Origin of the sequence: Acinetobacter sp. UBA6571, from assembly GCF_002434085.1 — a bacterium.
Taxonomy (GTDB): Bacteria; Pseudomonadota; Gammaproteobacteria; order Pseudomonadales; family Moraxellaceae; genus Acinetobacter; species Acinetobacter radioresistens.
Genome location: NZ_DJJJ01000063.1, coordinates 1 through 24,984, shown reverse-complemented (window position 1 = coordinate 24,984; position 24,984 = coordinate 1). Strand labels below are relative to the sequence as shown.

The 24,984-nt window shown below is 42.4% G+C and carries 28 protein-coding genes; 17 read left to right on the top strand and 11 right to left on the bottom strand.

The window, feature by feature from the left end:
• Positions 1-37: 37 nt before the first annotated feature.
• Positions 38-1,474, bottom strand: coding sequence for an alpha,alpha-trehalose-phosphate synthase (UDP-forming) (locus B3X18_RS13230; protein ID WP_005027543.1), 1,437 nt, complete (start codon positions 1,472-1,474; stop codon positions 38-40).
• Entirely contained in the window at positions 1,462-2,310 is an 849-nt protein-coding gene (gene otsB / locus B3X18_RS13225) for a trehalose-phosphatase (protein WP_101159953.1), read from the bottom strand. The genes B3X18_RS13230 and otsB overlap by 13 nt, the downstream gene beginning before the upstream one ends.
• 533 nt (positions 2,311-2,843) lie before the next feature.
• Here otsB and ftn point away from each other — a divergent pair.
• The 6 genes from ftn (at position 2,844) to bioD (ending at position 8,094) form a co-directional block, all read left to right on the top strand.
• Positions 2,844-3,308 (top strand): heteropolymeric bacterioferritin subunit Ftn, encoded by a 465-nt coding sequence (gene ftn, locus B3X18_RS13220; RefSeq protein WP_005027539.1) that lies wholly within the window; start codon positions 2,844-2,846, stop codon positions 3,306-3,308.
• 107 nt (positions 3,309-3,415) lie between these two features.
• A complete protein-coding gene (locus B3X18_RS13215) occupies positions 3,416-4,132 on the top strand; it encodes a hypothetical protein (RefSeq protein WP_005027537.1) in 717 nt (238 codons plus the stop codon).
• A gap of 105 nt (positions 4,133-4,237) precedes the next feature.
• Positions 4,238-5,530 carry an adenosylmethionine--8-amino-7-oxononanoate transaminase gene (gene bioA, locus B3X18_RS13210; protein WP_034671327.1) on the top strand — a complete coding sequence of 431 codons (1,293 nt, stop codon included), beginning with the start codon at positions 4,238-4,240 and terminating at the stop codon, positions 5,528-5,530.
• Positions 5,517-6,674 carry an 8-amino-7-oxononanoate synthase gene (locus B3X18_RS13205; RefSeq protein WP_034671325.1) on the top strand — a complete coding sequence of 386 codons (1,158 nt, stop codon included), beginning with the start codon at positions 5,517-5,519 and terminating at the stop codon, positions 6,672-6,674. Before bioA ends, B3X18_RS13205 begins: the two co-directional genes overlap by 14 nt.
• Positions 6,671-7,453: a malonyl-ACP O-methyltransferase BioC gene (gene bioC / locus B3X18_RS13200; protein WP_005027532.1), complete on the top strand. Its 783-nt coding sequence runs from the start codon at positions 6,671-6,673 to the stop codon at positions 7,451-7,453. Before B3X18_RS13205 ends, bioC begins: the two co-directional genes overlap by 4 nt.
• Positions 7,450-8,094: a dethiobiotin synthase gene (bioD, locus tag B3X18_RS13195; RefSeq protein WP_005027530.1), complete on the top strand. Its 645-nt coding sequence runs from the start codon at positions 7,450-7,452 to the stop codon at positions 8,092-8,094. Before bioC ends, bioD begins: the two co-directional genes overlap by 4 nt.
• Before the next feature lie 48 nt (positions 8,095-8,142).
• On the opposite strand, the gene rluB is transcribed toward bioD, so the two are convergent.
• The 6 genes from rluB to B3X18_RS13165 all read right to left on the bottom strand — a co-directional run bounded on the left by rluB (position 8,143) and on the right by B3X18_RS13165 (position 12,424).
• Positions 8,143-9,048, bottom strand: coding sequence for a 23S rRNA pseudouridine(2605) synthase RluB (gene rluB / locus B3X18_RS13190; protein WP_005027528.1), 906 nt, complete (start codon positions 9,046-9,048; stop codon positions 8,143-8,145).
• A 41-nt stretch (positions 9,049-9,089) separates the two neighbouring features.
• On the bottom strand, positions 9,090-9,680 hold the full coding sequence (gene scpB / locus B3X18_RS13185) for an SMC-Scp complex subunit ScpB (RefSeq protein WP_005027526.1): 591 nt from the start codon (positions 9,678-9,680) through the stop codon (positions 9,090-9,092).
• Positions 9,677-10,468 carry a segregation and condensation protein A gene (locus tag B3X18_RS13180; protein ID WP_005027523.1) on the bottom strand — a complete coding sequence of 264 codons (792 nt, stop codon included), beginning with the start codon at positions 10,466-10,468 and terminating at the stop codon, positions 9,677-9,679. The genes scpB and B3X18_RS13180 overlap by 4 nt, the downstream gene beginning before the upstream one ends.
• Before the next feature lie 237 nt (positions 10,469-10,705).
• The gene (locus B3X18_RS13175; protein ID WP_005018862.1) at positions 10,706-10,975 is read right to left on the bottom strand and encodes a hypothetical protein; all 270 of its coding nucleotides are present in this window, start codon (positions 10,973-10,975) and stop codon (positions 10,706-10,708) included.
• A gap of 74 nt (positions 10,976-11,049) precedes the next feature.
• The gene (locus B3X18_RS13170) at positions 11,050-11,667 is read right to left on the bottom strand and encodes an L-threonylcarbamoyladenylate synthase (RefSeq protein WP_005018864.1); all 618 of its coding nucleotides are present in this window, start codon (positions 11,665-11,667) and stop codon (positions 11,050-11,052) included.
• 94 nt (positions 11,668-11,761) lie between these two features.
• The gene (locus tag B3X18_RS13165) at positions 11,762-12,424 is read right to left on the bottom strand and encodes an elongation factor P hydroxylase (RefSeq protein ID WP_005018867.1); all 663 of its coding nucleotides are present in this window, start codon (positions 12,422-12,424) and stop codon (positions 11,762-11,764) included.
• Between the two features lie 97 nt (positions 12,425-12,521).
• On the opposite strand from B3X18_RS13165, the gene B3X18_RS13160 reads away from it, so the two are divergent.
• From B3X18_RS13160 to lysM, 6 genes are all read left to right on the top strand, one after another.
• Positions 12,522-13,079, top strand: a complete 558-nt coding sequence (locus B3X18_RS13160; protein WP_005018869.1) for a YceD family protein — start codon at positions 12,522-12,524, stop codon at positions 13,077-13,079.
• A 73-nt stretch (positions 13,080-13,152) separates the two neighbouring features.
• Positions 13,153-13,338: a 50S ribosomal protein L32 gene (gene rpmF / locus B3X18_RS13155; protein ID WP_000290730.1), complete on the top strand. Its 186-nt coding sequence runs from the start codon at positions 13,153-13,155 to the stop codon at positions 13,336-13,338.
• Positions 13,339-13,492: 154 nt separating this feature from the next.
• Positions 13,493-14,479, top strand: a complete 987-nt coding sequence (gene fabD, locus B3X18_RS13150; RefSeq protein ID WP_005027519.1) for an ACP S-malonyltransferase — start codon at positions 13,493-13,495, stop codon at positions 14,477-14,479.
• Positions 14,476-15,210, top strand: coding sequence for a 3-oxoacyl-ACP reductase FabG (gene fabG, locus B3X18_RS13145; RefSeq protein WP_005027517.1), 735 nt, complete (start codon positions 14,476-14,478; stop codon positions 15,208-15,210). The genes fabD and fabG overlap by 4 nt, the downstream gene beginning before the upstream one ends.
• A gap of 85 nt (positions 15,211-15,295) precedes the next feature.
• Positions 15,296-15,535 carry an acyl carrier protein gene (gene acpP, locus B3X18_RS13140; RefSeq protein WP_005018879.1) on the top strand — a complete coding sequence of 80 codons (240 nt, stop codon included), beginning with the start codon at positions 15,296-15,298 and terminating at the stop codon, positions 15,533-15,535.
• 219 nt (positions 15,536-15,754) lie between these two features.
• The gene (gene lysM, locus B3X18_RS13135) at positions 15,755-16,270 is read left to right on the top strand and encodes a peptidoglycan-binding protein LysM (RefSeq protein WP_005027514.1); all 516 of its coding nucleotides are present in this window, start codon (positions 15,755-15,757) and stop codon (positions 16,268-16,270) included.
• Positions 16,271-16,354: 84 nt separating this feature from the next.
• Here lysM and B3X18_RS13130 read toward each other — a convergent pair whose 3' ends face one another.
• Entirely contained in the window at positions 16,355-17,122 is a 768-nt protein-coding gene (locus B3X18_RS13130) for a hydroxymethylpyrimidine/phosphomethylpyrimidine kinase (protein WP_005018882.1), read from the bottom strand.
• Between the two features lie 99 nt (positions 17,123-17,221).
• Here B3X18_RS13130 and B3X18_RS13125 point away from each other — a divergent pair, with 99 nt between their 5' ends.
• Positions 17,222-17,878 carry an HAD-IA family hydrolase gene (locus tag B3X18_RS13125; protein ID WP_005027511.1) on the top strand — a complete coding sequence of 219 codons (657 nt, stop codon included), beginning with the start codon at positions 17,222-17,224 and terminating at the stop codon, positions 17,876-17,878.
• Between the two features lie 123 nt (positions 17,879-18,001).
• Here B3X18_RS13125 and hemJ read toward each other — a convergent pair whose 3' ends face one another.
• Positions 18,002-18,451 (bottom strand): protoporphyrinogen oxidase HemJ, encoded by a 450-nt coding sequence (hemJ, locus tag B3X18_RS13120; protein WP_005018886.1) that lies wholly within the window; start codon positions 18,449-18,451, stop codon positions 18,002-18,004.
• Positions 18,451-19,680 carry a beta-ketoacyl synthase N-terminal-like domain-containing protein gene (locus B3X18_RS13115; protein WP_005018889.1) on the bottom strand — a complete coding sequence of 410 codons (1,230 nt, stop codon included), beginning with the start codon at positions 19,678-19,680 and terminating at the stop codon, positions 18,451-18,453. The genes hemJ and B3X18_RS13115 overlap by 1 nt, the downstream gene beginning before the upstream one ends.
• Positions 19,681-19,971: 291 nt before the next feature.
• Here B3X18_RS13115 and B3X18_RS13110 point away from each other — a divergent pair, with 291 nt between their 5' ends.
• The 4 genes from B3X18_RS13110 to fusA all read left to right on the top strand — a co-directional run bounded on the left by B3X18_RS13110 (position 19,972) and on the right by fusA (position 24,881).
• Entirely contained in the window at positions 19,972-21,441 is a 1,470-nt protein-coding gene (locus B3X18_RS13110) for an EcsC family protein (RefSeq protein ID WP_005027509.1), read from the top strand.
• Positions 21,442-21,600: 159 nt separating this feature from the next.
• Complete coding sequence (rpsL, locus tag B3X18_RS13105; RefSeq protein WP_000246374.1) at positions 21,601-21,975, top strand: 30S ribosomal protein S12; 375 nt, start codon at positions 21,601-21,603, stop codon at positions 21,973-21,975.
• A gap of 164 nt (positions 21,976-22,139) precedes the next feature.
• Positions 22,140-22,610, top strand: coding sequence for a 30S ribosomal protein S7 (gene rpsG / locus B3X18_RS13100; RefSeq protein WP_004655203.1), 471 nt, complete (start codon positions 22,140-22,142; stop codon positions 22,608-22,610).
• 132 nt (positions 22,611-22,742) lie between these two features.
• Positions 22,743-24,881: an elongation factor G gene (fusA, locus tag B3X18_RS13095; protein WP_005027507.1), complete on the top strand. Its 2,139-nt coding sequence runs from the start codon at positions 22,743-22,745 to the stop codon at positions 24,879-24,881.
• Positions 24,882-24,984 lie beyond the last annotated feature (103 nt).

Here is a 24,984-nt window from a genome sequence, read left to right as displayed (position 1 = left end):
TTTTTTATGGACAATACTTCTATATAAACTGAGGGCACTACAGCAATTGATAAACTGGATTGGCTGTATCACGGCCAGGCCGTTTAAAGTTCTGCAATTCATTATTTTGACGCAGATCAACCAGAAATGCATTACGCCAGTCATTAATATCAAAAGCTTTAAGCCCCGCAATCAGTTTTTGATAACGGCGGATACGTTCCTCTTGAGGCATATCTAGCGCAAGTTTTAATGCCTGAACCATTGCTTTAGGATCTTCTGGATCAACAATAATAGCTTCTGGCATCTGCTCAGCAGCCCCTGTATATTTTGAAAGGATCAATACACCAGGATTTGCAGGGTCCTGAGCTGCAATGTATTCTTTTGCTACCAGGTTCATACCATCACGGATTGAACTGATCCAGCAGATACTTGATTTGCGGTAGATGCCCATTAATGCCTCATGAGCGACGACATCATGACTGCATTCAATTGGCAGCCAGTCATCTTGAGCAAATTGTGCATTAATAGTTTTAACCTTCTCTTTTAGACGTTTAAATAATTCCTGGTAAGCCACAATATCCAGACGGCATGGGCAGGCAATCTGTAAATCTGTTACTTGACGGTGATATTCCGGATAAGTAGCTAAAAAGTCGGAATATGCATTAAAACGTTCAAGTAATCCTTTGGAATAATCAATTCGGTCCACCCCAATAATGGTCTGCTGTTTACCTAAGGCATCAAAGTCAAAAACAGACTGTGAGTCATCGGCATACTGACGGGCTACTTTCTGAATATGATCCGGATTGACCCCAATCGGATAACATTTAATAGTGGTAATGCGTTTCTGGTAACTAAGCAGGTATTGCTGAATCTTTTGTGCCTGAAGTAGGGTGGTGCAGGCCTGCATACACAGGTTCTGATCATGTTCAGTTTGTAAACCCACCACATCATACTGACATAGGTCTTGAATGAGGCGGTTTGCCATAGGTATCTGGCGCCATATGGCTAAACGTGCAAATGGAATATGCAAGAAGAAGCCGATTTTGTTTTGCATGCCTAATTCACGGCAATAGCGTGCTACGCTAAAAAAATGATAGTCATGAACCCAGATCACATCATCTGGCTGGGCAATATCTTTTAGTTTTTCAGCAAATAAGCGGTTTACCTGCTGATAGGTTTCATATTCTTCTGCATTACATTCAATCAGGTCTGCGCGCTCATGCATCGCAGGCCATAGCGTATTATTGGCAAAACCGCAGTAGTACTGTTCATATTGCTGGTGAGTCAATGGACAGGTCAGATATTCTACATTTTTATTATTAATGCGACCAAACTCGGTTTGTTGATCATTATTGATTTGCTCGCCATTCCAGCCTAACCATATCCCGCCGGTTTCATCAAGTGCATCCTGTAACGCCACTGCCAAGCCTCCCGCAGCGGGCTTGTCGGGATTTGGCAGACTAACACGATTCGATAATACGATTAGTTTAGACATGCTTTTTCTCCATTTGGTGTTTGATTCTGTGTCAAAACACGCGTTTTTAAGAATTCTGAAAATAGTGCAAGAAAATCAGCTACTGTTTTAATATCTTTGAGCCGATAATGAGCCTGGGTTTCTCCTGGGCCGACTTTTATACTTATACCGTTATGGTTATTTATTGTTCTAAAACCAGATTCATCGGTTTTATCATCACCTATAAAAATCGGTAAAACTTGAGTAAGTTCCAAATGCTTTAATATGGTGTTTATTGCTTCTCCTTTATCGGCTTGTCGAGGAAGTAACTCAATAACACATTTACCTTCATTGATTTTAAGTGCCGTATGAGACTGATGCAGTACCTGCATGATTTGCTTTGCTGTGTCTGCCAGTTCAGGACACTGCCGGTAATGCAAAGCAACCGAGTACTGTTTATCCTCAATTAACAGCTGGGGATAAGATGCACAAGCTGCTTTTAAATCCTGCCTCAAGCGGACAAAATCAATCTGACTCAGATCAGGTTTGAAATGCGTATGAGCATCAATTTGGATATCTAGCCCATGCAGTCCAGCAACCGGAATGCATAAGGGGGCAAAAAGAGACTGGGCAACCTGTACATGTCGGCCGGTTACCGCAATAACAGGCACATCAAGCTTTAAAATGGTCTGAAGAATATTTAATGTGTTTTCAGGAATAAAACTATCTTCGGGATCATCCTGAAAATCAGAAAGTGTGCCGTCAATATCGAGAAACAAACAATAATGAGTATTTTCCTTATGACCATCTGCAATCATCTTCTGTAATAAAACAGCAGAGAACTGTACTGTGGCAGGGGAAAATGCAGATTCGTTCATTGCTCAAATAGCCTGATTATTCTGATAAATGGTCTATCTTATTTATCATTAAAAGTTGACTTTTGGCCGGAATTTATTATTAAACCTACATAAGGTTAACAACCTTTACATACTTTATTCACATTAACAATATAGTAAAAATAAGCCAATTTGATATGTTGCGTGAGTGCTGTCTAAAAAATTGAAAGACCTAGCTTTTTCTATATTACTTATAAAAAGTAGGATCCAGCTGCTTTATATAGTTCACTCAAATCATATTAAAACCTGTTTTTAAGAGGTATTTAGTTATAGCTCAGCAGTTAATAAGATTACTTTTTTAATTTTTTGTAAATAAATTAAATGACTTTAAAAAATCGCCAATCTCAAAATAAGAAAAATCTATTATGAAAACAACCAATTAATTGATGATATAAAATGCAAATGCGTATGCTTCTCATTTTTAATTTATATAAATCATAAACTTACATAATTTTAGTTTTGCATTCTAAATACCAATCACCCATAATAACTTTAAAATGATGAGGAGTAAAAATATGCGCGGCAATCCAGAAGTCATAGACTACTTAAATATGTTGATTGGTGGCGAACTGGCAGCTCGCGATCAATACCTGATTCATTCTCGCATGTATGAAGATTGGGGCCTGAATAAAATCTACGAAAGAATTGACCATGAAATGCAGGAAGAAGCAGCTCATGCTGATGCAATTATCCGTCGTGTCCTGTTTTTAGGCGGTACACCTAATATGGAACGTGACAGTATTGATGTTGGTTCAGATGTTTGCACCTGCTTAAAAGCTGATCTTGCACTTGAATATCATGTGCGTGAAAAACTGGCCCGTGGTATTCAATTATGTGAAGAAAAAGGGGATTATATCAGCCGTGACATGTTACGCCAGCAGTTGTCTGATACTGAAGAAGACCATACATATTGGCTGGAAAAACAGTTAGGTTTGATTGAATTGATTGGCCTGCAAAATTATATTCAGTCTCAAATTTAAAATTTGTATGATTCAAGCAAGCCCAGTCAGAAGATTGGGCTTTTTAATGACTGTATTCTATTGAGCAGTATTTTATAGTAGAACCGATCAATTAAATTAGATTAAGCATGCAAAAGATTTTACTTATTAGTGGCTGGGGCTTGGGCTGTCAGCCTCTAGCGGGACTTAAAACTGCTCTTGAAAACCTGCATTTTCAGGTTGAACTGATTGATATATTCGACAGTTCTAACCCGGCAGTTTTGGAGGAGGTGCTTCAAAAAGCGGTTAAAGCTGATATTTTAATGGGCTGGTCGCTAGGAGGTCAGCTTGCCACTATTCTGGCTCAGAAGATTTTTGAACAGACCGGTCAGGCTAAAATTCTGGTTACATTGGCTTCCAATCCGTGCTTTGTTGCTACAGTAGAGTGGCCAAATGCAATGTCTCGTGTAACTTTTGAGGCATTTAAAGGTGCTTTTCTGAATGACAGGGAGGCTACTCTAAAGCGTTTTTGTCATCTGGTCGGTGCAGGGGGAGTTACAGCTCGTAACGATATAAGATATCTACAAAGTTTTATTAAAACTGATGATCCTATAAATCTGATTTCTGGTTTACAGCAACTTGAGCAATTAAATTTAGTTTCAATCTTACAAAAATATCCAGGTCGACAGTATCATCTCGTCTCTGAACAGGATCAGCTCATACCCTGCCAGATTATCGCTGATTTTCATTTTTTAAAGGCAAATTTACTTAAAATCGAACTGTTGCCTAATGTTGGACATGGTTTTCCTTATAGTGAAATTACATTAACTAGCAAAAAAATTTGTAGTTTTTTAAATATGACTTAGGGAAATATAAACTTTGTTGTTTCTCGCAATTTATTTTATTGCTTTACGCTATTAAGATGGATGAGTTATATAAATAATAGTTTTAATGTGAAGGATGGGTGTTGGATGGCTGACTTATTTGATCTTGAGCATCTTTGGCATCCTTATACTTCTATGACTCAGCCTTTACCAGCTTTCAAAGTAAAACGGGCCTATGGCTCAACTATCGAACTGCAGAATGGTCACAAGCTTGTTGATGGTATGTCATCTTGGTGGTGTACTATTCATGGTTATAATCATCCTGAATTAAATCAGGCTGTTCAAGATCAGTTACAAGATATGGCACATGTCATGTTTGGTGGACTGACCCATAATCCTGCGATTGAGCTGGGCAAGCTTCTTCTGAATATTACGCCACCAGGTCTCGATAAGATTTTCTATGCTGATTCCGGTTCGGTTGCAGTTGAAGTCGCTTTAAAAATGGCCGTGCAGTATTGGAGCGCGCAGGGCCAGCTGAAGAAGACTAATTTTGTTACGCCTCGCTCCGGGTATCATGGTGATACTTGGAATGCAATGTCGGTATGTGATCCAGTAACCGGCATGCACCAGATTTTTGGTAGCAGTCTGCCCAACCGTTTTTTTGTTCCGGCTCCACAAACTGCTTTTGATGAAAAGTGGAATCCACAAGATATTGCAGAGCTAGAGCAAACTTTAGTACAGCATCATACCTGTATTGCCGCGCTGATTCTGGAACCCATTGTACAGGGTGCAGGAGGTATGCGTTTTTATCATCCTGAATACTTGCGTCAAGCCAAGCTACTTTGTGAAAAGTATCAGATCCTGCTTATATTTGATGAGATTGCTACCGGTTTTGGACGCACTGGTAAACTGTTTGCTTGGGAACACGCGGGCGTTGAGCCGGATATCATGTGTATAGGAAAAGCCTTAACTGGCGGATACATGACTTTGTCAGCAACTTTAACCAGTAAAGCGATTGCTGAAAAAATCAGTCAGGGAGAGGCAGGGGTATTTATGCATGGGCCTACTTTTATGGCCAATCCACTTGCCTGTGCAGTTGCCCTTAAAAGTACACAGTTATTACTGGCTCAAGACTGGCAAGCCAACATCTGCCGTATTGAACAGCAACTCAAACAGTACTTACCTGCACTATCTCAACTGGAGTATGTTGAGGATGTTCGAATATTAGGTGCTATCGGTGTTGTTGAACTGACTGTGCCGGTAAATATGCAGATTCTACAGCAGGAATTTGTCCGTCGTGGAATTTGGGTACGCCCGTTTGGAAGGCTGGTATATGTGATGCCTCCTTATATCATCACTTGTAATGAACTGAATTATTTACTTCAGCAGTTGGTAGAAGTAGTGCAACAGCTACAGGAGCTTCAGCATGAAACTACTTGAGCATTTTACCAAGCAGCTGGAGCAGTTAAGACAGCAGGGGAATTTTCGCCAGTTTACGGCCAACCGGCAACAAGGACGGATCATTGAAATTGCAGGCCAGCATATGCTGAATCTGTCTTCTAATGATTACCTGGGTCTAGCTGCTGATCTCGGATTAAGACAAGTCTTTTTTGATCAGTGCCCTCTGGAACAGCGCTGGCTCAGTTCCTCTTCATCACGTCTGCTTACTGGTAATTTTCCAGAATATGAACAGCTGGAAGCCTGTATGAGCCAGGCTTTTGACGGGCGTGCAGTGCTGCTGTTCAATAGTGGCTATCATATGAATATAGGGATTTTACCGGCATTAAGTGATGGTAAGACTCTGATTCTGGCCGATAAACTGGTTCATGCCAGCATGATTGATGGAATTCGCCTGTCCTCAGCCAAATATCTGCGGTACCGTCACAATGATTTAAACCATTTACAGCAGCTCTTGCAAAAGTATCATGCAGATGACACTTATGAACGCATCATTGTGGTCACCGAATCTATTTTTAGTATGGATGGCGATGAAACAGACCTGAACCAACTGGTGTCACTAAAACGGCAGTTTGTAAAAGTTATGTTGTATGTCGATGAAGCTCACGCTATTGGCGTCCGCGGAGCGCGGGGATTAGGCTGTGCGGAGCAATATGCAGTGATTGACCAGATTGATTTTCTGGTAGGCACCTTTGGTAAGGCGATTGCTTCAGTGGGAGGATATCTGGTCTGTGAACCTGTAATTCGTGAATATCTGATTAACAGCATGCGTCCACTTATTTTCAGTACCGCATTACCTCCGATTTCGATAGCCTGGACTCGGTTTGTTTTCGAGCATATGCAAAAAATGCAGAAGCAGCGCGATCACCTGGCAAATTTAAGCCATCATTTACAGCAGAAGGTTCAGAATCTTGGTTTTTGCTGTCCCTCAAGTAGTCATATTGTTCCAGTTATTATCGGAGATAGTCAGCCGGCGGTAGACAAAGCCAACTATTTACAGGCACAAGGTTTTTATATCATGCCAGTACGCCCACCTACTGTACCGGCCAATAGTGCACGACTGAGAATTTCACTGACATCACAAATTCAGCCAGAAGAAATTGAACAATTGGTAGCATTACTGTGAGTCAAAATTTTCATATAGATACCGGGCTGATTGCCCAGCGCTTTGCTAAAGCTGCCTCCAGTTATTCTGAACATGCAGTCGCGCAAAAGATAATTTGCCAGCGATTAATTGAAATGATGCGCCGGCATATAGCCATACAAATTCCTCGAGTACTGGAACTGGGCTGTGGCTCAGGTCACTTAACAATATTACTGCAACAGAACTTTCAGATTGAACAGCTCATACTCAATGATCTGTATCCTGAGGTCAGACAGCATTTTTCTGCTGCTGAACAGCTGGACTGGTGTATTGGAGATATTGAACGGCTTGACTTTCCGGGACAACTTGATGCTATTATGTCCAGTTCAGTCTTGCAATGGATGCATGACCTGGAGCAGGTATTTAAGAAATGCAGCGAGGCATTAAAATCACAGGGCTGGTTTTGTTTTTCAAGCTTTGGTTCAGAAAACTTGCGTGAGATTAAAACTTTAACGGGTCAGGGGTTAAACTACCTCAGTCTGGAAGAGCTAAAAGAAAAAATGTGCAAATCAGGGTTTGAAGTCCTTGAAATACAGGAAGAGCAGGAAACCTTATATTTTGAGCATCCAAAACAGGTTCTCCAGCATTTAAAACTGACCGGCGTAACGGCAACCAGTAGTCAGCATCGCTGGACTAAGCAGTCACTATACAAGTTTTATGATCAGTATCAGCAGTTTGTAAAGAGTCCAGCTTATGAGGGAATACAGCAATATCCATTAACTTACCACCCAATTTATTGTATAGCTCGGAGAGTTCGATGACAGGCTCAATTTATTTCGTGAGCGGAATTGATACTGGTATAGGAAAGACCTTTGCCACTGGTTATCTGGCCAAAATCTGGAATGAACATGGTACCCGTACTATTACACAGAAACTGGTACAAACTGGAAATATCAATATTTCGGAGGATATCGAACAGCACCGGACTATTATGGGCATGGGCTGGTTTGCCGAAGATGAAGAAAAGCTTACGATGCCGGAAATTCTGTCTTATCCAGCTTCGCCGCATCTTGCAACAAAAATTGATGGGCGTGAGATTGATCTGGATAAAATTCATGCTGCGACTCAAGAACTGGCTAGACGTTATGATGCAGTACTGCTAGAAGGTGCCGGCGGGCTTATGGTTCCTTTAACAGATGATGTGCTTACTATCGATCATGTAGCGGCTCATCAGTTCCCTGTTATTCTGGTTACCTCTGGGCGTCTGGGAAGTATTAATCATACGTTACTGAGTCTGGAGCTGCTGAAAAGCCGAGGGGTAGAGCTGTTTGCTGTGGCCTATAATGGAATGGATGATTCTCAAGACCCGTTAATCGCCTGTGATACATCAAACTATCTACGGGCTTACATGACAAAGCATTTCCCGGAAGCAGAATGGATTGAAATCCCGGTGATCCGTTAAAAAAAGTCGCCAAGGCGACTTTTTTGTTTAAAGCAGTAAAAGACCGTTTTAAAACTTCTTCGGACTATAAGGCTTGCGTGGTGCAGCAGTTTGTTCTGTTCCTTCATTCTCGCGGCGCTGTTGACGCAAATAACCACCGCGGCGAGCTGCCATAGGTTTTTCAGCCATACGTTCAGTACGACGTTTCGCCATGCCATACAGGCCAGTACCTTGACGCGGTTTAAGCTCAACCGACTTGGTCAGGTTATCGATATCTGCTTTATCCAGCTCAATCCAGCGCCCAGTGCGCAGCTCACGCGGCAGAATAACTGTACCATAGCGAGTACGTAAAAGACGACTTACTTTTAAACCCTGTGATTCGAAAATACGGCGAACTTCACGGTTACGTCCTTCTTTAACCACAACCTGGTACCAGCGGTTAATACCATCACCACCAATTTCAGAAAAAGTTTCAAACTTGGCTGGGCCATCATCTAGCACGACGCCATTTAGCATATTCTGACGGATCTGCGGGGTAACTTCGCCCATAACACGGACTGCGTATTCACGTTCGATCTCATTTGAAGGATGCATTAGACGATTTGCAAGCTCACCGTCATTGGTAAACAGTAAAAGGCCGGTAGAGTTAATGTCCAGACGGCCTACCATAACCCAGCGGTCATTGGCGATTGTAGGCAAATGATCAAATACAGTCGGACGTGACTCTGGATCATTGCGTGAGCAGATTTCACCTTCTGGCTTATAGTAAATCAGAACGCGACGACGAATCTCATCTTCAATCTGAAATTGCACCTTACGCCCATCAATACGCAATTCGTCGCCTGGTTCAATACGCTCACCGACCTGAGCAACACGACCATTGACACTTACGCGACCAGCAGCAATGACCTCTTCCATATAACGGCGAGAACCTAGCCCGATACGTGCTAGGACTTTTTGCAATTTTTCACTCATGACAGCATAACCTTAGAAATAATTATCAACAGTCCACCGATTCATGACATTGCTGCATTAGCATCAAGCGTCATGAAAGCTTCCTTGGCATCCTGCAGGGGAGGCAATTGACCTAATGAAGCCAGGCCAAAAGCATTTAAAAATTGAGACGTCGTCACTAACAACGCGGGGCGTCCCGGAATCTCTCGGAAACCGGATTCTTTAATCCAGTTCCAGTCAAATAATGTTTTCAAAATCTGGCTATTATTCGAAACTCCGCGAATCTGTTCAATATCTGCACGTGTAACAGGCTGATGATAAGCAATGACAGCTACTGTTTCGAGCAAAGATGGGGAAAGCCGGGTTGGCCGCTCCGGCCAAGTCTGGGCAATAATCTGTTTGTATCTGGCACGAACCTGAAAACGAAAGCCCTGAGCACTTTCGACCAGCTCAATTGAACGGCCATGTTGTAAAACAGCCAGCTGCTGTAAAAACTGTCGCAACTGCTGTTTATTATACTGGTTCTGGAAAGCTTCTTTAAGCCTCAAAAGACTGACCGGTGCTTCACTGGCAAAAATAATGGCTTCAAGCTGCATCAGAACTTCATGATGCAGCTCATCAACTGAGAATGCTGCACTTTGGTCGATGGTCATGCTACTGCTCCCTGAATAGTCAAGGGTGCTTCTATTCCGCTATGAATAATCTGGATTCTCTGCTGGCGGGTGAGCTCCAAAACTGCCATGAATGTCACCACCATACCCATTTTACCTTGGCTCGGTTTGAGCAGCTCGTCAAAACTTAAGCTTTTGCCTGATTCAATCAATTCTTCAATATAGGCAATCCGCTCTTCAAGTAAAACTGGTTCCTGCTGAATCTGATGAACGACAGGCTCAGGGCGGTTAAAGATGCAATATAGCGCGTCTCGCAGATTTGCAGCTTCATAGCCTTCATAAATACTATTTACTGTTCCTAAACTTACATTCACATTGAATGTATCACGTTCCAAAACTGGCATTTGTCCTAAACGTTCAGCTGCCTGTTTAATGCGCAAATAATTTTCGAGCCGGTCAATCAGCTGCTGCTTGGGATCTTTTTCCAGAGTTATAGCAGCAGGTTTAGGTAATAGCAGTCGGGACTTCAAGTCTGCAAGCAAAGCTGCCATGACCATATAGTCCGCAGTCAGTTCAATGTTGAGAGATTTCATGCTATCCATGTAGGACAGATATTGGCTGGCAATTGGTGCGATATCTAACTGCAGTAAATCAAAGCCATTTTTCTGGATCAGGTAAATTAAAAAGTCGAGGGGACCTTCGAAATGTTCAAGTAAAATTTCGAATGCAGCAGGCGGAATATAAAGATCATCTGGAATACTGTGCTGCCATTCATCCATTACGCGGATATAAGGCAACTGTTCCATAGAACTATGGGTCGCTTGATTCATTTCGGTTATAGGCCACGCGAATTTTCAAAGGCATGAAAGCTGGAGAACTTCTAGGATCTTGCACGCAAGAAAGCGAGATCACTAAAAAGCAAAAAATAAGGTGAACGTATTCTAATAGAAAAGCCAGGCTGAATAAATTATAAAAACCATAAAAATGTAAAAAAACTGATAAACCTGCGTGGTAGGCAGGAAAGAATAGGGTGAGCTATAGAAATTGGTAAAGAGCCTTTTTAAAGGTCAGGCATCATTTATGGCGTATTCGATCACTTTCTGACAGCTCTCCCGTAAACAAAGGTTTGTTTTGGTCAGACTAATCAACAGCTCTTCAGCTATATATACTTCTAGAAAATAGCTATAGCTAATATCTTTAATGTTTAGGGTTACGCTCCCGGAGTCTGGTTCTGAGACGACAATTGTTTCAGATTCAAGTGTCCAAGGAAGCTCGGCATAAATAGTGTGATCTTCTGGAAAATTCTCTAAATCAAGAAGGACTTTAAAAAGGTTCATACCAATTGCCTCAGCATCAACTTATCAGATGTTGGGTGCATATGATTTTACAATTGTCCGAGAAAGTGTAAAACCTACTCAAAAGCACTGACATCACCTTCGCCATAGCGGATAATTTCCGGATTTTCTCCAGAAAGGTCTACGATACTGGTGGTGCTTAGCATGCCAAAGCCCCCATCAATGAAAACATCAATACGTTTACCAAGTTGCTGCTCGATTTCGTAAGGGTCATCCAGCGGGTCTTCCTGTCCAGGTAAAATCAGGGTACTAGTGAGTAACGGTTCTCCCAATTCCTGGAGTAACATCTGGCAAATTGGATTACTTGGAATACGTAAACCAATAGTTTTCCTTTTCGGATGCATTAAACGCCGTGGTACTTCACTGGTGGCGGGAAGAATAAATGTAGTAATTGCAGGGGTATTGGCCTTTAACAGCCGATACATGGCATTATCAACCTTGGCATAGGTTGCAATATCAGAGAGGTCACTGCACATAATGGCGTATTGATGTTTAGGCCCTAAACCGCGGATTTGCGCAATACGTTCCATAGCATTTTTATTTCCGATCTGGCAACCAATTGCATAAGCAGCATCGGTGGGGTAGACCACTACATCGCCCGCACGGATCCGTTCGACTGCCTGAGTGATGAGCCGTGGCTGTGGATTCTCAGGATGTACTCTTAAATGAAGCATCTTATTGTTCCTCAAAGTTCACAGACAGTAACTTTCTAAATTATCAGTGCCCAGAGAATTGGGTTACAAGTTTAGATCGGTTGATTTATGTAAATTAATCAAGCATTTCTCTTTTAAATTCGCTGGCCTGTAACATTTCGCCACCACGTATGCAGGTACAAATACAGGAAATCAGATACCAGGCGTCTTTTGGCAGACAGGCTTCTGCATTCATATAGCGGCACACTTGGGCATAGACATTGTCTTTAAAGGTATTGCCATTACCACTTTCACCAGTAAGGTTATCTAAAGAGACCCGAAACTTGCGGCCAAAAGCTGTGGCAAAAAGCCATTCAATTGCCTGCGGTTTAACTTCAACCTGTTCGAACAGGGCTTGCTGCTCTCTTGTCCGTCCATCTGGAGCATACCAGTATCCCAGATCAGCCAGCAGGCGACGCTCTTTACCGGCAATCGTCCAATGGCTGATTTCATGCAGGGCGCTGTTAAAAAAACCATGGGCAAACTGGATGCGGGCAGGAGAGGTATCGGTGGCCGGGAAATATTCTGGTTCAAATTCTCCTCGTACCAGCATGACATTATGGTGGGAAAACCAATAATTAAAGTGTAAGATAAGCCAATCAACTTGCTGTTCTTCTGTATGCAGTGCGTTCCAAGGCAAGAGTTGCAGTGCCGCCAGAGCCGATATCTGCCCAGAAGTGGAGTTGATGCGAACAAGAGACGAAGTTATGACTTCAGGTTGCGGCTGCAACTGATCCATGACTGAATAAACCCAAATGATCTGTCTAAATAAGTACAAAATTGTATCTTAATCTTTGACAGAGTACTGATGAATTTGTAGAATTGCCGCCTTAATTATGTCAGCAAATACCTTTCCGGCACAGATTGAGCCGTTTAAATGGGCTGAACAAGGCTTTACATGGTCAGGTACCCTGCCATTGTCTCGCTTTGTTCGTATTGCTCGTGAAGCTGTTGGACCAATTGATCATCAACTGGTCTCTATAGACTGTAAGCTATCAATGGATGCGTATCATCGTGTCGCGTGGTTTGATGGTCATGTTGAAACGAAAGTTCCAATGGAATGCCAGCGTTGTCTGGAACCGGTGGAAATTTCACTTGTTTCAGACTTTCATATCGCGTTACTGGATGATGAGTCACTGATAGAGCGCTTGGATGAGGATGCTGATTACATCGTTCTAGCTGAGAGTGAAGCTTTGATCAAAGGTGATCCTGATGCACCTGCCCTGATTGATTTGGTCACTCTGCTTGAGGATGAGCTGTTATTGTTGGTGCCACTTTCACCTAAGCATGACGCTTGTGAACATAAGCATCGACCTGCCGAAGAGCATGCCGAAGAAAAGCGTGAAAATCCGTTTGATGTTTTGGCAAGTTTGAAAGGCAAACTTAACTCATAAGTGCTATACTTACAGGTTAAGACAACTGAATTTTTGTTCTGATCCATTTTTTCGATCTTTGTAAGGAGCCATCATGGCCGTTCAGCAAAACCGTAAAAGTCGCTCTCGCCGTGACATGCGCCGTTCACATGACGCTTTAACCGAGAATGCATTAACTGTAGACCAAGCTACTGGTGAAACTCATCGTCGTCACCACGTGACTAAAGACGGTTTCTACCGTGGTCGTCAATTGTTCGCTAAAGCAGCTGATGCTGAATAATGAGCAATAATATGCATTAAGCATCATGCTTAAGTATAGAAAAAATGGGAGCGTATGCTCCCTTTTTTTGTTGTATTTCGCAATTAAAAAATGATGAATTAAATGTTAAATTTCTGCACCGGAAATGAGTGAAGACGAAATAAAGGATTTTTATATGTCTGCTAAACGACTCGAGCAAGTGGCTCAGGCAACAAAAACTGCATTTGTGTTTCCTGGTCAGGGCTCACAAAAAGTCGGCATGCTCGCTGAACTTGCAGAACAGTTTAGTGGTGTGATTGATACTTTTGCGGAATCTTCAGAGGCTGTGGGTTTTGATCTTTGGCACATTGTACAAAGTGGTGAAGGCCTGGACCAGACAGAAAATACTCAACCGGTGCTGTTAACGGCAAGTATCGCCTTGTGGCGTATATGGCTGGAACTTGGTGGCTTAACACCGAAGTATTTAGCTGGTCACTCTTTGGGAGAATACAGTGCGCTGGTGGCTGCAGAAGCGATGTCTCTGGCAGATGCGGTGAAACTGGTACATTTGCGCGGAAAACTGATGCAGTCTTCCGTACCTCAAGGTGAGGGTGCCATGGCAGCAATTCTGGGCCTTGCAGATGAGCAGGTGGTTGAATTGTGTCAGGTTGCTTCACAGGCGGGTCAAGGTTCGGTTGAAGCGGCAAACTATAATGCACAAGGTCAGGTAGTCATTGCAGGAACTGCTGCACTGGTAAGTAACGTCATGGCCCAGGCCAAAGAAAAGTCAGGCAAGGCAATTGCACTTCCGGTATCTGTACCATCACACTGTTCATTAATGAAGCCTGCCGCAGAGAAATTTGCAGAAGCATTGGAACAAACTGCCATTGAGCTACCTGTACTACCTGTAATACAAAATGTCAGCGCAGAAATCGCGACAGATGTTGGCCAGTTGCGTCAAGCTTTAACTGCACAACTGTATCAGTCAGTTCAGTGGACCAAAACTATGCAATACCTGCAAGATCATGGTATCCAGTACGTTGTAGAATGTGGTCCGGGTAATGTACTGGCAAATCTGGCAAAGCGTTTACCGAATATTGAAAAAGCATTTCCACTCGACACTAAAGGTCGTATGGAAGATGCGTTAAATGCCGTTTTAGTGGCAGAAGGGAAAATCGCATGACACAAGAACGTAAGGTTGCTCTGGTTACAGGTGCAAGCCGGGGCATTGGTGCGGCCATTGCTCAACAGCTTATTCAAGACGGTTATTTTGTTGTGGGCACTGCAACTTCGGAAGCAGGTGCTCAAAAGCTGACCCAAGACTTTGCAGAACAAGGTGCTGGAGCAGTGCTGGATGTACGTAATGCCGAGGCAATTGATACTCTGGTAACTGAAATTGAGCAGAAATATGGTCCAGTTCTGATTCTGGTCAATAATGCCGGTATTACTAAAGATAACTTATTACTACGTATGTCAGAAGATGACTGGGATGACATCTTAAATATTCATTTAAAAGCTGTTTATCGTCTATCTAAACGTGTATTAAAAGGCATGACACGTGCCCGTTTTGGTCGCATCATCAATATCAGTTCAGTGGTAGCTCATTTTGCGAATCCGGGGCAGGCCAACTATTCTGCTGCAAAAGCTGGTATTGAGGCATTTAGCCGCTCGCTGGCAAAAGAAATGGGTAGCCGCCAGATTACAGTAAACTGTGTGGCGCCTGGCTTTATAGCAACGGAAATGACAGAGCAGTTGAGCGAAGAAATACGTAAGAAAATGAGTGATCAAGTGGCACTGCAACGTTTAGGTGAGCCACAAGATATCGCTAATGCAGTAAGTTTCTTGGCTAGTGAAAAAGCAAGTTACATTACTGGTACAGTTTTACACGTAAATGGTGGTTTATACATGGCTTAAGGCTGATGGATAAACTTTTAAAATAATTGATATTCAATTAAACTAACGGCAATTAAAAACGCCACAAGCAATGAGGAGAATTCCTGTGAGCGATATCGAACAACGCGTAAAACAGGCTGTAGCAGAACAACTCGGTATGCGTGCTGAAGAAATTAAAAATGAAGCATCTTTCATGGATGACTTGGGTGCAGATTCTCTGGACTTGGTTGAACTTGTGATGTCTTTTGAAAATGATTTCGACATTACTATTCCTGATGAAGATTCTAACGAAATCACTACTGTTCAATCAGCAATTGATTATGTTACCAAGAAACTTGCTCAGTAAGTTATATTTTAGCATGTGCTGATAAAAAGCCACCTTAAGGGTGGCTTTTTTATTTCATCCTTAATTGAAACAAAAGACTAATAGGTAGTAAGTAGAGCGTAGTAAGTCTTACATAAGTTTACTGTTTACAGCCGAAATAAAACTTAAGTACCTTAAATTGTTCGGTATAAAAATAAGATAGCAATACACAATATTCATCCACTAACATGGAGTAGAACGATGGGACTTTTTGACTTTGTAAAAGGTATTGGTAAAAAGAATGAAGCAAAGGTAGAACAGCATCAAGCTGCTACGCCTGCTAATTCTGCCCCTCAAGCGGCTCCACAGGCTCCACTTAAGGCTGCAGAACCTTCAGCACAACAGATCGCGAATCAGTTACTGGCTCATGTAAAGAGTCTGGGGCTTGGTGTAGAAGGTCTGTCAGTCAGTTATAATAGTAATACTGATTTGGCTACAATCAAAGGCCAGGTGAAAAGTCAGGCAGACCGTGAGAAAATTATTCTGGCCGTCGGTAATATTGATCATGTGGCTCAAGTAGATGATCAGATGACAGTTGCTACACCTGAACCGCAAAGCAAATTCTATACTGTAAAGTCTGGGGATTCTCTTTCTAAAATCTCTAAAGAATTTTATGGTGATGCTAATCAATATAATAAAATTTTTGAAGCTAACCGTCCTTTGTTAAAAAATGCTGATGATATTTATCCAGGTCAGGTTTTACGTATTCCCCAATAGACAGGGTGAGTAAGCAAAAATTGTTGTTTGTATGCTCGATAAAGCAATAATAAAAAGCCCGCTATATTAAGCGGGCTTTTTATTTTAAAAACGTTTTGGTATTTTCTGCCCATCAGGCACTGGAGTTTCTGCATTTTTTAAGACACCAAATAGCCAGGTTTCTGCATGTTGGACTGCCTGAACCAGCTCATCTCCTAATGCTAAGCGTCCTGCGATAAAGCTTGCCAGTGAACAGCCAGAACCATGATATTCACCTTGTAATCGTGGACAGTGGCTTTCTGCCACCATTTCACCCTGAATATAAAGTGCATTACGAATATAGTCTGGGGTATTCTCATGCCCACCTTTAACCAGAACGGCTTTTGCACCCATTTCAAACAGCTTTTGAGTGGCAGTTTCCAGGTCGTCAAAACCAGTTAAAGCCCGCAGTTCGACTGTGTTAGGGGTTAGAATGCTGGCCAGAGGAATAAGCTCTATAAATGCTTTAACTAAAGTTTCCTGATTACCAAGTGAACCGCCACTATTGGCAACCAGTACCGGATCAAGCACATATTGATAATCCGGGTGAGCTCTTAAAAATTCAGCCAGCGCGCTAATATTTTCTGTAGTACCCAACATGCCAGATTTTACACATCGGATAGGTAGGTCACCGACTACTGCATTGGCCTGCGCTAGTAATAATTCTCGTGAACTTGCCTCAAAACCAAATACTTGTTGAGAGTTCTGTATGGTTAGAGCAGTACAGGCAATTGCAGCATGTGCACCACTTTGCCCAATTGCTTCAATATCAGCCTGCAGACCTGCGCCGCCTGAAGGATCAAGTCCGGAAAAACAAAGAACTGTAGGACGCACTGCCGTATCCTTATTTAATGCAAATTACGCTAGTATAGAATAGTTTACTTCATCTCTCGACCTTAATCCCGCGTTAAACCTACTGAATGACTGTGCAACATGACTATAAAGAATCTGCTGATTGACCTTGATGGCACCCTGACTGATCCTAAGGTGGGAATACATACTTGTATCCGCTATGCCATGGAAAAACTGGGTTATCCCCTAAAGCCCGATCTGGATATTGACTGGACCATTGGGCCGCCTTTAAAAGCATCTTTTGTTAAGCTGCTTGATAATGGAGATGAACAACTTGCTGAGCAGGCTTTGCTGGGGTATCGGGAGCGTTTTTCTGTAGTCGGACTTTTTGAAAATAAAGTTTATCCAGCTGTGTCAGAAACTCTCGGATATCTCCAAGAGCAGGGGTATCAATTATTTCTTGCCACAGCAAAACCTACTATCTATGCCAGACAAATTTTGGAACATTTTCAGCTCGCAGATTATTTTACTCAAATTTATGGAAGCGAGTTGAGCGGTGAGCGTACAAACAAAGCAGAATTAATTGCTTTCATTTTGCAGCAGGAGCAACTTAGGCCACAGGAGTGTTTAATGATTGGAGACCGTGAGTATGATATTTTAGGGGCGCGTTATAATGGCATAAATACAATTGCGGTCGAGTATGGTTACGGTTCCGCAGAAGAACTCATGCAGGCACAGCCTCAATATATGATAAAAAGTTTTGATACATTACCGGCAATTTTAAGTAGGCTGAGCTAAAAAATATGGGAATCAGTTTTTAATTTTTTATTTATATAATTTAAAGATTTTATACAAAATAAATTTAAAAAGCTGAGACAAATAAAAAAGCCCCGAATCTGGGGCTTTTTCGATTATTGATAATTAAAAGGGTTTGACCACTACTAGAATGACAATAGCAAACAGTAAAAGGGTCGGCATTTCATTAAAAAAACGCCAGAACTTATGTGTCTTGTAATGTGCATTTCCGATCAGTTTTTTACGGTAATAGCCACAAACAAAATGGTAAATGACCAGTAAACCGACTAATGCTACTTTTAGATAAAACCATAAAGCTTCATGGTAATGATAAAACTGATCCCCCCAGTCCACCAGAAAGTGTGCTGTAATCAGGGTGGCTATCATTGCAGGCCACATAATTCCCCGGTACAACTTACGCTCCATTACTTCAAAGCGCTGATGACTGACTGTATCATCACTCATGGCATGATAAACATAAAGACGTGGTAGATAGAACAGAGCAGCAAACCAGCATACCACGGCAATAATATGTAAAGCCTTTATCCAAAAGAAAGCATCAGAAGGTGCATTCATCAATTATCCCATTTCTTGAAAATCAGGCAGGCATTGACGCCGCCAAAACCAAAACTGTTACTCATTACAGTATTTAGTTTCGCATCACGTTTTTCAAGCACAATATCAAATGGTTTAGCGCCTTCATCCAGTTCGGTCACGTTAATGTTAGGAGCAATGAAGTCATTCTGCATCATTAAAACAGAATAGATTGCCTCATGTACTCCTGCTGCCCCCAGACTGTGACCAGTCATGGACTTGGTTGAGCTGACTGCTGGTACATGGCCTTCGCCAAAAGCGCGTTCCATTGCTTTAAGCTCGGTTACATCGCCAGCAGGTGTTGATGTCCCATGAGTATTCACATAATCGATGCTTTCTATACCATGCTGCTTGGCTTCTTCAAGCGCCATTAAAATACAGCGGGTTGCACCTTCACCACTTGGTGCTACCATGTCCGCACCATCAGAATTGGCTGCATATGCAACCACTTCAGCAAGGATTTTGGCGCCGCGAGCCTGAGCATGTTCAAGAGATTCTAAAACAACAAAACCACCGCCACCCGCAATGACAAAGCCATCACGATCAGCTGAATATGGGCGTGAAGCTTTTTCTGGTGTGTCATTATATTTTGAAGACAATGCGCCCATAGCATCAAATAACAGGCTTTGAGACCAGTGATCTTCTTCACCGCCACCTGCCAGCATTAGGTCCTGTTTGCCTAGCTGAATCAGATTATAGGCATACCCAATTGCATCAGCAGAAGTAGCACAGGCGCTGGTAATAGAGTGCGCCATACCTTGAAGTTTGAATGCAACACCTACGTTAGCAGTAATGGTATTACTCATATTGCGTGGCACAAAAAAAGGTCCGATTTTACGTGCGCCTTTTTCTTCTAGTAACTTGGTCATTTCAACTACAGAAGCTGTTGAGTTGCCGCCAGAGCCACCCGCAATGCCATAGCGTGGATTGCCAGCGAGATCTTCTACCTGAAGGCCCGCATTTTCTACTGCAGCCACAGCCGAGTTATAAGCATACATCGCACATACGCCCATAAAACGTTTCAGTTTACGGTCAATATTGTCAAAGTTCTGTTCTGCAGCTGCACTTACATGACTTTTGAAATTAAGTTCAGCATAAGTTGGATTAAAACGTGTTCCTGAAATGCCGTTTTGTAAAGAGTGAGTAACATCTTCTAAAGTATTACCAATGCATGAGTTAATACCCATACCAGTGATTACAACACGTTTCATCTACAGTTCCCTTTATGGTGAGGTTATGAGCTTGGCTTGGACACTCTGGCAGGAGCGGGGTTATGCCGGATGCGCTACGCTACTCATCTTTCAAATTGAACTCATAATAACAGAAAGGTTTTTGTTTTCTTATGGCAAATCCTATGCGTATTGCAAGCTATACACGAGTTGCACATAGCATGCTTTGAGTTACCTGCTTATAACTAAAAGAAACACTTTAGAATTGTGTTAAATCTTCACTACACCTAGTATTTACTATCAAATAACTAACTGAATGAAGAGGGGAGATTGATGACGAATACTAATAATAATCAGTCAGCAGGTTTTATTTCCAGTGCTGTGAAAGTGGCTAAAAAGCTCAGTTCTACAGGTTTGGATATGCTGAATCAAGCAACGCCTGGTGGTGCCACTAAGCAGAATGGACAGACAGATCAGAATCAGGTTATTGAAGGCTCTGCTCGTGTAAAAAGTCCAATGGAAGCTAGTCCTGATGATCATCCACAGCATATTTTACGTGATTATGTGCCCAAAATGTCACGTCAACTATTAGGTCGTCATTACAACCGTTTTAATGGTATTGCTAATTTTATTCCTCCTGAAGTCAGTAACAAAATCTCTGATTATATGTTTGAATGTCTGAGTGAACTCAGTTCACAACTCAGTTCGGTGGAAGCCATTTTAAGCGAGGCAGGTGCCAGTAAACTTGAAGAGCTCGAAAAAGATCCTAAACGTTCAAAACGTTTAAGTCAGGCTCTGGCAGAGCAGAATAAATGGATTGCATCAGTCCAAGGCGCAGTCAGCGGTGCAACCGGTATTGTAGGGGCCGCGGTTGATGTACCAGCATCTCTAGCGTTAGCTCTTAGAACCATTTACCAGACCGGACGGGCGCATGGCTTCGATTTGAAAGAAGATCAGGAAATCGTACAGCATGTGCTACGGCAGATTGACATGGGTTTGATTGCTGAAAAACAGGCAATACTGATGGGCCTTAAAGCTGTGAGCGGTATGCTGCAAAATAATGATGTTTCACAGTTACAGCAGCTTTTAGGGTCGAGTAATGATTTTGAAATGCTTAAAAAATGGATCGGGCAGGATGGTCAGCGACAAGATAATCCTACTGTTTTTTCTAAGCTATCTATATTGACTAAACTTACTCCTTTGGCTGGTGCAACAGTTGGCGCAATCTATAGCTGGAAACTGGTTGAAGAGGCCAGCCAAAAGGCACAGACAGCATTTGCTGAAGCACGATCTTATCTAGAGCAGCATAATGACTCTTCACTTTCACCTCTGGAAGCATTTAACCGTTCAGAAAAAGCCTTAGAGCAGGCAAGTCCTACGGTTTCTGCCAAACCGGAAAAAATTGAACAGCCGGAACAGGTCAATCTTGACAAGGTAAAAGAAGTTGAGCTTAAAGACCATGACACGATTGCCAAGGTGAAAGTTCAGAAAAAACCTTCTGAAGAAGAGAAAAAGACAGAAACTGATATTGAGCAGGAAGTTCAGCAAGATATCGAAAGCTTGGCGGAAGATATGGTGGAGCCTCATGAAGCAGTAGAGCCTCAAAAGACTGCTGTTCCATTAGATGAAGATAACCCGGTAGTTGATGAGGAAGAACTGGTTGCTAGCAATCAGGCTAAACTTGCAGCCGAAGAAGCAATAGATAAGCCTGTTGATCAGGTTAAAGTTGAAACTGGTGACACTACAAACTCTTCTACAGAAGCTAAAGAAGCAGTTACAAAAAACTCTTCTTCGAAAAAATAGGCTAAAAACATAAAAGCTTGATAAATAAGCTTTGTCAGGTACTTGGTCAACATTTGTTATGGCATCAAATGTTGACCATTTTTGTGTCTTGGCTTACAATTGCATGCCCTCAAAAAGTGGTATTTTTTTGAGGTTTTTTATTTACGGGAGAATTGCCATATGGCAACAACAAATCAGTTGATCCGCAAGGGTCGTACGACTTTGGTTGAGAAATCCAAAGTTCCTGCGTTGAAGGCTTGTCCACAACGTCGTGGTGTTTGTACACGTGTTTATACAACTACACCTAAAAAACCTAACTCAGCAATGCGTAAAGTTTGCCGTGTTCGCTTAACTTCAGGCTTTGAAGTATCAAGCTATATCGGTGGTGAAGGCCATAACCTGCAAGAGCACAGTGTTGTTCTGATCCGTGGTGGTCGTGTTAAAGACTTACCAGGTGTACGTTACCATACCGTTCGTGGTTCTTTAGACTGCGCTGGCGTTAAAGATCGTAACCAGTCACGTTCTAAATATGGTGCTAAACGTCCTAAGAAATAATTTCTTAAGGATATAGAGCCACAAACCTTTATCGTCTCGCTTGTCTGATTTCTGCATTTATTTTTGTGAAATTCAAGCGACGTGTAGTAAGGCCAGCGAATGCACACGACACTTTGTGCTACTGCTGGATTAACCTGAAGTGTCATATTTATAGGTAGTTTAAAATGCCAAGACGTCGCGTAGTCGCTGCTCGTGAAATCCTTCCGGATCCAAAATTCAGCAGCCAAACCATCGCTAAATTCATGAACCACGTAATGCAAGATGGTAAAAAATCTATTGCTGAAAGCATCGTTTACGGTGCTTTAGACCGCGTTCAAGAAAAAAACAAAGTAGATCCGGTTGAATTTTTCGAGACTACTCTTGAAAAAGTTCGCCCTATGGTCGAAGTAAAAGCACGCCGTGTTGGTGGTGCTACTTATCAAGTACCTATGGAAGTGCGCCCATCCCGTCGTACTGCCCTAGCAATGCGTTGGTTAGTAGATGCTGCTGCTAAGCGTTCTGAAAAAACTATGGCTTTACGTCTTGCTGGTGAGTTGCTAGATGCAGCTGAAGGTAAAGGCGCAGCGATCAAAAAACGTGAAGATGTGCACCGTATGGCTGAAGCTAACAAAGCCTTCTCTCACTACCGCTTCTAAGCGGTTAAAACAGGCCCTAATCAGGAAGATGATAGGCATGTTTTTCATTGATCTGTCATCAATTCGCTTTAAGTTGCAAAAGTAGCTTAAAGCGTCCTGTTTTAACAACAAAATTTAGGAATGCAAGAAATCATGGCTCGTCAAACCCCAATTTCTCGTTACCGTAATATTGGTATCTCTGCGCACATTGACGCAGGTAAAACAACTACGTCTGAACGTATTTTGTTTTACACAGGTGTTTCTCACAAAATCGGTGAGGTACACGACGGTGCCGCGACTATGGACTGGATGGAACAAGAGCAAGAACGTGGTATTACCATTACTTCTGCTGCAACTACTTGTTTCTGGTCTGGTATGGGTAACCAATTCCCGCAACACCGTATCAACGTAATTGATACCCCGGGACACGTTGACTTTACAATCGAAGTTGAACGTTCTATGCGTGTACTTGATGGTGCATGCATGGTGTACTGTGCGGTAGGTGGTGTACAGCCTCAGTCTGAAACAGTATGGCGTCAGGCAAACAAATATAAAGTACCTCGTTTGGCATTCGTGAACAAGATGGACCGTACTGGCGCCAACTTCTTCCGTGTTGTTGAACAAATGAAATCACGTCTGGGTGCAAATCCAGTACCTGTAGTAATCCCTGTTGGTGCTGAAGATACTTTCACCGGTGTTGTTGACTTGATCGAAATGAAGTCAATTATCTGGGATGAAGCGTCTCAAGGCATGCAGTTTGAATACGGCGAAATTCCAGCTGATCTTCAAGATCTGGCTGAAGAATGGCGTGTAAACATGGTTGAAGCCGCTGCTGAAGCTTCAGAAGAGTTAATGGACAAATACCTGGAAGAAGGTGATCTTTCTAAAGAAGACATCAAGAAAGGTTTACGTGCCCGTACATTAGCGTCTGAAATTCAACCTATGCTTTGCGGTTCTGCATTCAAGAACAAAGGTGTTCAACGTATGTTGGATGCAGTAATTGAGTTCTTGCCTGCTCCTACTGACGTTGAAGCGATCAAGGGTATTCTTGACGATAAAGCTGAAACAGAAGCGACTCGTGAAGCATCTGATGAAGCACCGTTCTCTGCTCTTGCATTCAAAATCATGAATGACAAATTCGTAGGTAACCTGACGTTCGTTCGTGTTTATTCTGGTGTATTAAAACAGGGCGATCCTGTATACAACCCGGTTAAATCTAAGCGTGAACGTATTGGCCGTATCGTGCAGATGCATGCCAATGAGCGTCAGGATCTTGATGAGATCCGTGCAGGTGATATCGCAGCATGTGTAGGCCTGAAAGACGTAACTACAGGTGATACTCTGTGTGATGAGAAAAACATCATTACGCTTGAGCGTATGGAATTCCCAGAGCCAGTAATTTCATTGGCTGTTGAGCCAAAAACTAAAGCTGACCAAGAAAAAATGTCAATTGCTTTAGGTCGTCTGGCGAAAGAAGATCCATCGTTCCGTGTTCGTACTGATGAAGAATCAGGTCAGACCATTATTGCTGGTATGGGTGAGCTTCACCTTGACATCATCGTTGACCGTATGAAGCGTGAATTCGGTGTTGAAGCGAATATTGGTAAACCAATGGTTGCTTACCGCGAAACAATCAAAAAGACTGTTGAGCAAGAAGGTAAATTCGTACGTCAAACAGGTGGTAAGGGTAAATTCGGTCATGTATATGTCCGTCTTGAGCCTATTGATGTTGACGAAGCGGGTAAAGAATACGAATTCGCTGAAGAAGTTGTTGGTGGTGTAGTACCTAAAGAATTCTTCGGTGCAGTTGACAAAGGTATTCAAGAACGTATGAAGAATGGTGTACTGGCTGGTTACCCTGTTGTGGGTATTAAAGCGACACTATTTGATGGTTCTTATCACGATGTCGACTCTGACGAATTATCGTTCAAAATGGCAGGTTCTTATGCCTTCCGTGACGGTTTCATGAAAGCAGATCCTGTTCTTCTTGAACCTATCATGAAAGTTGAAGTAGAAACTCCAGAAGACTACATGGGCGACATCATGGGCGACTTGAACCGTCGCCGTGGTATGGTTCAGGGTATGGACGACTTACCTGGCGGTACTAAAGCTATCCGTGCAGAAGTTCCACTGGCTGAGATGTTTGGCTACGCGACTCAAATGCGTTCTATGTCTCAAGGCCGTGCAACATACTCAATGGAATTCGCTAAATATGCTGAAACTCCACGTAACGTGGCTGAAGGCATCATCAGCAAATTCCAATCTGGCGGTAAAAAAGGTGACGACGAGTAATCTTTCGATTACTATAAGCCCAAACTAATTCTTAGTTAAAAACCAAGTGCTCATGGGGTGACCCTCCATGAGTAGTTAATAAAGGAAGATCATCATGGCTAAA

Coding starts and splice junctions, on each gene's coding strand:
- B3X18_RS13230 (WP_005027543.1), bottom strand. CDS start 1,474: ATGTCTAAACTAATCGTATTATCGAATCGTGTTAGTCTGCCAAATCCC.
- otsB (WP_101159953.1), bottom strand. CDS start 2,310: ATGAACGAATCTGCATTTTCCCCTGCCACAGTACAGTTCTCTGCTGTT.
- ftn (WP_005027539.1), top strand. CDS start 2,844: ATGCGCGGCAATCCAGAAGTCATAGACTACTTAAATATGTTGATTGGT.
- B3X18_RS13215 (WP_005027537.1), top strand. CDS start 3,416: ATGCAAAAGATTTTACTTATTAGTGGCTGGGGCTTGGGCTGTCAGCCT.
- bioA (WP_034671327.1), top strand. CDS start 4,238: ATGGCTGACTTATTTGATCTTGAGCATCTTTGGCATCCTTATACTTCT.
- B3X18_RS13205 (WP_034671325.1), top strand. CDS start 5,517: ATGAAACTACTTGAGCATTTTACCAAGCAGCTGGAGCAGTTAAGACAG.
- bioD (WP_005027530.1), top strand. CDS start 7,450: ATGACAGGCTCAATTTATTTCGTGAGCGGAATTGATACTGGTATAGGA.
- rluB (WP_005027528.1), bottom strand. CDS start 9,048: ATGAGTGAAAAATTGCAAAAAGTCCTAGCACGTATCGGGCTAGGTTCT.
- scpB (WP_005027526.1), bottom strand. CDS start 9,680: ATGACCATCGACCAAAGTGCAGCATTCTCAGTTGATGAGCTGCATCAT.
- B3X18_RS13180 (WP_005027523.1), bottom strand. CDS start 10,468: ATGAATCAAGCGACCCATAGTTCTATGGAACAGTTGCCTTATATCCGC.
- B3X18_RS13175 (WP_005018862.1), bottom strand. CDS start 10,975: ATGAACCTTTTTAAAGTCCTTCTTGATTTAGAGAATTTTCCAGAAGAT.
- B3X18_RS13170 (WP_005018864.1), bottom strand. CDS start 11,667: ATGCTTCATTTAAGAGTACATCCTGAGAATCCACAGCCACGGCTCATC.
- B3X18_RS13165 (WP_005018867.1), bottom strand. CDS start 12,424: ATGGATCAGTTGCAGCCGCAACCTGAAGTCATAACTTCGTCTCTTGTT.
- B3X18_RS13160 (WP_005018869.1), top strand. CDS start 12,522: ATGTCAGCAAATACCTTTCCGGCACAGATTGAGCCGTTTAAATGGGCT.
- rpmF (WP_000290730.1), top strand. CDS start 13,153: ATGGCCGTTCAGCAAAACCGTAAAAGTCGCTCTCGCCGTGACATGCGC.
- fabD (WP_005027519.1), top strand. CDS start 13,493: ATGTCTGCTAAACGACTCGAGCAAGTGGCTCAGGCAACAAAAACTGCA.
- fabG (WP_005027517.1), top strand. CDS start 14,476: ATGACACAAGAACGTAAGGTTGCTCTGGTTACAGGTGCAAGCCGGGGC.
- lysM (WP_005027514.1), top strand. CDS start 15,755: ATGGGACTTTTTGACTTTGTAAAAGGTATTGGTAAAAAGAATGAAGCA.
- B3X18_RS13125 (WP_005027511.1), top strand. CDS start 17,222: ATGACTATAAAGAATCTGCTGATTGACCTTGATGGCACCCTGACTGAT.
- hemJ (WP_005018886.1), bottom strand. CDS start 18,451: ATGAATGCACCTTCTGATGCTTTCTTTTGGATAAAGGCTTTACATATT.
- B3X18_RS13115 (WP_005018889.1), bottom strand. CDS start 19,680: ATGAAACGTGTTGTAATCACTGGTATGGGTATTAACTCATGCATTGGT.
- B3X18_RS13110 (WP_005027509.1), top strand. CDS start 19,972: ATGACGAATACTAATAATAATCAGTCAGCAGGTTTTATTTCCAGTGCT.
- rpsL (WP_000246374.1), top strand. CDS start 21,601: ATGGCAACAACAAATCAGTTGATCCGCAAGGGTCGTACGACTTTGGTT.
- rpsG (WP_004655203.1), top strand. CDS start 22,140: ATGCCAAGACGTCGCGTAGTCGCTGCTCGTGAAATCCTTCCGGATCCA.
- fusA (WP_005027507.1), top strand. CDS start 22,743: ATGGCTCGTCAAACCCCAATTTCTCGTTACCGTAATATTGGTATCTCT.